The organism is Streptomyces sp. GESEQ-4, assembly GCF_017948455.1.
In the GTDB taxonomy this organism is placed as follows: domain Bacteria; phylum Actinomycetota; class Actinomycetes; order Streptomycetales; family Streptomycetaceae; genus Streptomyces.
Genome location: NZ_JAFFSU010000008.1, coordinates 339,625 through 345,624 on the forward strand (window position 1 = coordinate 339,625; position 6,000 = coordinate 345,624).

Consider the following 6,000-nt stretch of genomic DNA (forward strand, 5'->3'; position numbering starts at 1 on the left):
CATTGCTTGATCATACTTTCAGGAGGTGGCGGAAAACCGGTAGATCCGTCGGGCATTGTCCCGCCCGGCCCAGCGGGCGACACGCAGCGCGTCCGGCAGGCTCAACTCGTCGGCGTCCACCCGGTCCTGCAGCAGCCCGGCCAGCCCCTGCCGGAAGGCCACCGCGCCGAGCAGATAGAACTCGGCCAGACCATAGGCGTCGGAGCTGTACAGCAGCTTGCGGAACGGGGTGATTTCCAGGGCCTCCTCCAGGACCGCCCGCGCCCGGACCGGCCCGACGTGGTGCAGGGTCAGCCCCACATCGAGGTACACCTGCTCGAACACCGCGGCCAGATACGCGGCCTGCCGCTGGTACGGCCAGCAGTGCAGCAGGAGCACAGGGATCGTGCCCTTCGTCAGGTGCAGCCAGTCGGTCAGGAGGGCGGGGTCCGCGCGGTGCAGCCGGATGTCGTCGTCACCGAAGCCCGTGTGCAGCTGGAGCGGCAGGCCCAGCTCCACGGCCGTCCACAGCAGATGTCGTACGAGAACGGGATCCGCGAGACGGCCACCTGCGGCAAGCCACTCACAGGCCGCCTCGGTGACCTCCGCGTCCGTCGGGCGGGCCGGGTTCAGGTCGAAGCCGGTGCGGTAGGCGGCGACGGACTTCACGGCCACCACGCCAGGACGCCGTACCGCCGACTCCGCCGCCGCTCGGACCACGCGCGCGTACTCGTCCGGCTCCACCCCCTCGGCCGCGACCGCCTCGGCGACCGATTCCAGTCGTACGACCTCGAAGGCGTCCGCGTCCGCCGCCCCCGCCAGCTCCGCCGGAGTGGTCAGCCGGTCCGGGGTGTAGCCGGTGTCTACGCAGAACACCTCCGTCCGCGCGGCCGTGAGGAAGCGGCGGTTCACCTCGCGCGCGCCCAGCTCCGTGCGCCGGGCCAGGTACGCGCCGGCGGGTGCGTGCCGGGGCAGGTCGAGGAGGGGAGCGCAATGGCGCCGGACGGCCGTGCCGACGGGGGTGTCGAAGGTCGAGACGCCCGGCCAGGTGCCGCCTTCGGTGAGCAGGGACTCGAAGCCCTCCCGGTCGAGACCGGCCGTGGTGACGCCGTGGCAGTGATGGTCGAACAGCGGCAGCGCGGCCAACTCGTCCTGGACGGCGCCCATGTCAGTACTTCCAGCGGTACGCCGCCGCGATCCGCTCGTCGTCCAGCCCGGCTACCGCCGCGATCTCCCCCAGGCGTACGGCGGTCACCGCGTCGGCGAGGACCGGGCCCAGGGCGGTGCGCAGCCGTTCGTCCTTGCGGAACTCCTCGACCGACTCCGCCAGCGAGGTGGGCAGCCGGCGCATCGCCTCGCCCAGGCGTGCCGGGTCGCCGGTGATCTCCTCGGGCAGGGGCGCAGACGACGTCACTCCGTCCAGTCCGGCGGCGATCAGGCAGCCGAGGGCGAGATACGGGTTGGCGGCCAGGTCGACCGGCTTGACCTCCAGGTTCGCCGCCTGGTCGCGCAGGCCCGCCGTACCGGTGACGACGCGTACGGCCGCCTCGCGGGTCTCGTGGCCCCAGGTGGTGAACACCCCGGCCCACTGGGAGGGTTTGAGCCGCAGATGGCTCGCCGGGCTCGGGGCGGTGACGGCCGTCAGGGCGGGCAGGTGGGCGAGGATCCCGGCCGCGAAGGACTCCGCCTCGGCCGTCATGCCGTACCGGCCCGCGCCGCCGGAGTGCAGGTTCGCGCCGTCGCGCCAGGCGGAGAGGTGGATGTGGCCGCCGTTGCCGACGCCCTGCGCGAACACGGCAGGGGCGAAGGAGACGACAAGGCCGTGGCGCTGCGCCACGGCTCGGACGGTCTGCCGCACCAGCACACTGCGGTCGGCCGCCGCCACCGGGTCGAGCGCGCCCACCGAGATCTCGAACTGCCCCGCCGCGTACTCGGGATGAAGCTGCCCGACGTCCACGCCCTGCGCCGCGCACGCCGCCAGCAGATCGGCCGTGTAGTCGCTCAACTCCACCTGCCGGACCGCCCCGTACGCCGGACCTGACACCGCGGGCACGAACTCCCCGTCCGCCGTGGGTCCCCGGCCCACCGCCCACTCGATCTCGACCGCCGCCCGGAAGGTGATGCCGTGCCGCTCGGCCGCGTCGGCGACGATCCGGCGCAGGAAGGTGCGGCTGCAGGCGGGATGCCGCTCGCCGTCCTGGGTGATCCGGTCGACGGGCGCCCACGCCCAGCCGGGCTGGCCTGCCAGGGCGACCAGTTGGTCCAGGTCGGGGTAGAGACGCAGGTCGCCGTCGGGCGTGCCGAGGACGTCGGTGGAGACGATGGAGTCGTTCGCCAGGAAGGTGTCGAAGACCGGCGACATACCGACACCCCAGGCCGCCGCCGAGGGGAGCTTGGCGGTGGGGACCGCCTTCACCCGTCCGATGCCCGCCGTGTCGACGTAGGCCAGGACGACACCGTGCACCCCCCGCCCCGACAGCTCCCCACTCAGCGCGGTGGCCCGCTCCACATCCCCGGGACGCCCACCGGGGACGGGGTCGGCAAGGGTGGTCATACGTCCTCCTCGACGGACTCGGCGGCTAAACGCTCCGCTGAGGCCGGTGCGTCACGTGCGGGTCCGTTGTGGCTGGTCGCGCCCACGCGGCGGAGCCGCACATTGATACAGCCCCGCGCCCCTTCGGGGCGCTACCAGGGTTTCACAGCCACTGCCCCGAACTGCGGTACCACGGCGGGCAGGTCGGGCCCGGCGCGCCACTGGGAGCAGGGCACCATGCCCGGGTCGAGCAGCTCCAGGCCTTCCAGGAAGGCGGCTATGTCCGCGCGGCTGCGGGCCGTGATGGGCGGCGTGGCGTTCTCGTTCCAGAACTTCATCGCCGGGATCTGGCCCTGGCCGCCCAGGTCCGCGTCGAAGGTGGGGTGCGTCAGGACCAGGAAGCTGCCGGAGGGCACGGCCTCCATGACGCGGTCCACGATGTGCCGCGCCTTGTCGGTGTCCAGCACGAAGTTGAGGATGCCGAGCATCATCACGGCGACGGGACGGGTGAAGTCCAGGCTCCGCGCGGCGCGTTCCAGGATCGCGTCCGCGTCGTGCACGTCCGCGTCGACGTAGTCGGTGACGCCCTCGGGGGTGCCGGTCAGCAGCGTGCGGGCATGGGCGAGCACGATCGGGTCGTTGTCGACGTACACGATCCGTGCCTCGGGCGCGATGCGCTGGGCGATCTCATGGGTGTTCTCGGCCGTCGGCAGCCCGGTGCCGATGTCGAGGAACTGCCGCACTCCACGCTCACCGGCGAGGAACCGCACGGCCCGGCCGAGGAATTCGCGGTCCGCGCGGGCGATGTCCCGGATCACCGGGAACATGGTCGCCACGTGCTCGCCGACCCGCTGGTCGACCTCGTAGTTGTCCTTGCCGCCGATCCAGTAGTTCCACACGCGCGCGTTGTGCGCCACAGCGGTGTTCAGCCTCGGCGACCCGCCCGGCGGGGTGTGGCTCTCGCTCAACTCTGCTCCTTAGCGCGCCCGCGGCCGTTCGCCGCCCCTGTGCCGTCCGAAGATCAGCATGGCCCGGAAACGGCCCGAGCAGAAGTGGGCGTTGTGCTACCGGCGAGTACCCCGGCCCTGTGACGCCTGCGACGCCTGAGGTATGGTCCCCTGCGATCCGCAACCACTCACAGGCTGCAGACCGCTACGGGCGGTGTCGAAGGGGGCGGCAGCATCATGGAATTCCATCTGGTCGAGGAGGAGCCGGCGCGGGGCGGTGCGCGGCTGGAAGACCTGGCCCCGGAACCCCTGCTGACACGGGACTACGAGACCCGGCCCGCGCTCGTCTACGAGCGGCTGCGCGAACGCCACGGCCCGGTCGCCCCGGTCGATCTGCTGGGCGTGCCCGCCTGGCTGGTGCTGGGCTACCGCGAGTCGCTCCAGGTGCTGCACGACGACGCCGGCTGGCCGAAGGGCCTGGAGAACTGGCGGGCACGGTCGGAGGGCCGGGTGCCCGCGGACTGGCCGCTCGCGCCCTCTCTCGAGGTCAACCACGTGCTGATCCAGGGCGGTTCGGGGCACCGCCGGCTGCGCAGCGCCTGGGACGGCGCCCTGCGGCCGTTCCAGGACCCGCGCCAGCCGCAGGCCAAGCGGCTGAAGGCGGCCGTCACGACCTACGCCGACGAGCTGATCACCCTGCTCGGACAGGGCGGCGGCACGGGCATGGCCGACCTGTCGGCGCAGTTCTCCCGCCCGCTGCCGCTGATGGCGGCGAGTCATCTGCTCGGCTTCCCCGGCTCGCAGGGCGACGACGCCCTGATGGACATGTGGCGGGTGCTGGACGCGGGCCCGGACGCCGAACCCGCCCTCGCGCGGCTGCTGCGGACGCTCACCGAACTGGCCGCCGCCAAGCGGGAGCAACCGGGCGACGACTTCCCCTCCCTGCTGCTGGCCGCCGACCCGGACCTCTCGGTCGACGAGCTCGCCCGCGAGCTGTTCATGCTGCTCGGCATGACCTCCGACCACGTCGGCATCCTCATCTCCAACACCGTCGTCGAGGTGATCTCCGGAGAACGCGAGGGAGGGGTGCGTGCGGTCCTGTCCGCCGGGATGGTCCGGGAGACCATGAACCGGGTGGTCATGCGCAAGCCGCCGCTGGTCAACTTCGTGCCGAGGTTCGCGGCCGCGGACACCCGGCTCGGGAACTACACCATCCACGCCGGTGACCCCGTGTGGGTCTCCTCCGCCGCCGCGCACGCCGACCCCGTCTTCGCCGGCCAGACGGCACCGGGCTCCTCCACCATCAGCAGCCGCGCGCATCTGTCCTGGGGAGCGGGCCCGCGCCAGTGCCCGGCCCGCGAGCTGGCCTCGACGATCGCGGCGGCGGGCGTGAACCGGGTCTTCGAACGCTTCGCCCACCTGGAGCTGGCCCTCCCGGTCGATCAACTGCCGTGGCGCTCCTCGCCGTTCATGCGCGGGCTGCGCTCGCTGCCCGTCCGCTACGAACTCGCCGAGCAGGCACCGGCGCGCTATGTGCCGGCGGCGGCGCCTGCGGAAGCCGCGGCGCCCGAGGCGGACGTACCGGACCAGGCCATCCGTCGGCGGTCGTCGCTGTGGCGGTATCTGACGGGGCTGATCCACCGGGGCGGCTGAACGCCGGTCACGCCCCGGACCGCACCTGTCCGCTCTGCCAGGCCCAGGCGGCGATCTCCACCCGGTTCCGGGCGTTCAGCTTGAGCTGGATGCTGGACAGGTGGGTCTTGACCGTGGACAGGGACACGTACAGCTCGGCGGCGATCTCGGCGTTGGTGCGGCCGAGGGCGACCAGACGGACCACGTCGAGCTCGCGGTCGGTGAGGGGTTCCGGCAACGGCGCGGCGCGGGGCGGGGCGGTCGGCTCCGGGGTCGCGGTGACGTGTTTGAGCAGGCGTACGGTCACCGAGGGGGAGACCAGTGAGTCGCCGGCCGCGGCGGCGCGTACCGCCTCCGCGAGGAGTGTCGGCCCCGAGTCCTTGAGCAGGAACCCGCACGCACCGCCGCGCAGCGCGCCATACACGTACTCGTCGAGGTCGAAGGTGGTGACGACGACCACGCGCATCGGGTCGGCCACCTCGGGCCCGGCCAGCAGCCGGGTCGCCTCCAGGCCGTCCAGCTTGGGCATCCGGATGTCCAGCAGGCACACGTCCGGCCGCACCTTACGGGCCAGCGCGACCGCCTCCTCGCCGTCGGCGGCCTCCGCGACGACGGTGATGTCGGGCTGGGCGTCGAGGAAGAAGCGGAAACCGGTGCGGACCATGTCCTGGTCGTCGGCGATCAGGACGCGGATGGGAGCGCCGGGCGGGGCGGGGGTCGTCATGGCTCGATCATGCCTCAGGGAATCGGCGGAGGGCCGCCCCCCCGGACGCCGGGCCGTCCTCGCCATGGATGTCGTCAGTCCGCGGTCTGCGCCGGATCGGCCGTCACTCTGCGCAGCAGGGGCCGGCTCCCCGCGGTGGGGGGGGACACGGGCCGCGGCCCCCCGGGCCCCTCCCACGGCAACCG

5 protein-coding genes are annotated in these 6,000 nt (G+C 72.8%); 1 reads left to right on the forward strand and 4 read right to left on the reverse strand.

What is annotated here, in order from left to right:
- Positions 1-18: 18 nt before the first annotated feature.
- The 3 genes from KCH48_RS18730 to KCH48_RS18740 all read right to left on the reverse strand — a co-directional run bounded on the left by KCH48_RS18730 (position 19) and on the right by KCH48_RS18740 (position 3,480).
- Positions 19-1,146: an amidohydrolase family protein gene (locus KCH48_RS18730; RefSeq protein WP_210575483.1), complete on the reverse strand. Its 1,128-nt coding sequence runs from the start codon at positions 1,144-1,146 to the stop codon at positions 19-21.
- A gap of 1 nt (position 1,147) precedes the next feature.
- Positions 1,148-2,533: a glutamine synthetase family protein gene (locus tag KCH48_RS18735; protein ID WP_210575485.1), complete on the reverse strand. Its 1,386-nt coding sequence runs from the start codon at positions 2,531-2,533 to the stop codon at positions 1,148-1,150.
- 131 nt (positions 2,534-2,664) lie between these two features.
- On the reverse strand, positions 2,665-3,480 hold the full coding sequence (locus tag KCH48_RS18740) for an SAM-dependent methyltransferase (RefSeq protein WP_210575486.1): 816 nt from the start codon (positions 3,478-3,480) through the stop codon (positions 2,665-2,667).
- 216 nt (positions 3,481-3,696) lie between these two features.
- Here KCH48_RS18740 and KCH48_RS18745 point away from each other — a divergent pair, with 216 nt between their 5' ends.
- The gene (locus KCH48_RS18745) at positions 3,697-5,112 is read left to right on the forward strand and encodes a cytochrome P450 (protein ID WP_210575487.1); all 1,416 of its coding nucleotides are present in this window, start codon (positions 3,697-3,699) and stop codon (positions 5,110-5,112) included.
- A gap of 7 nt (positions 5,113-5,119) precedes the next feature.
- On the opposite strand, the gene KCH48_RS18750 is transcribed toward KCH48_RS18745, so the two are convergent.
- Positions 5,120-5,815 carry a response regulator transcription factor gene (locus KCH48_RS18750; protein WP_210575488.1) on the reverse strand — a complete coding sequence of 232 codons (696 nt, stop codon included), beginning with the start codon at positions 5,813-5,815 and terminating at the stop codon, positions 5,120-5,122.
- Positions 5,816-6,000 lie beyond the last annotated feature (185 nt).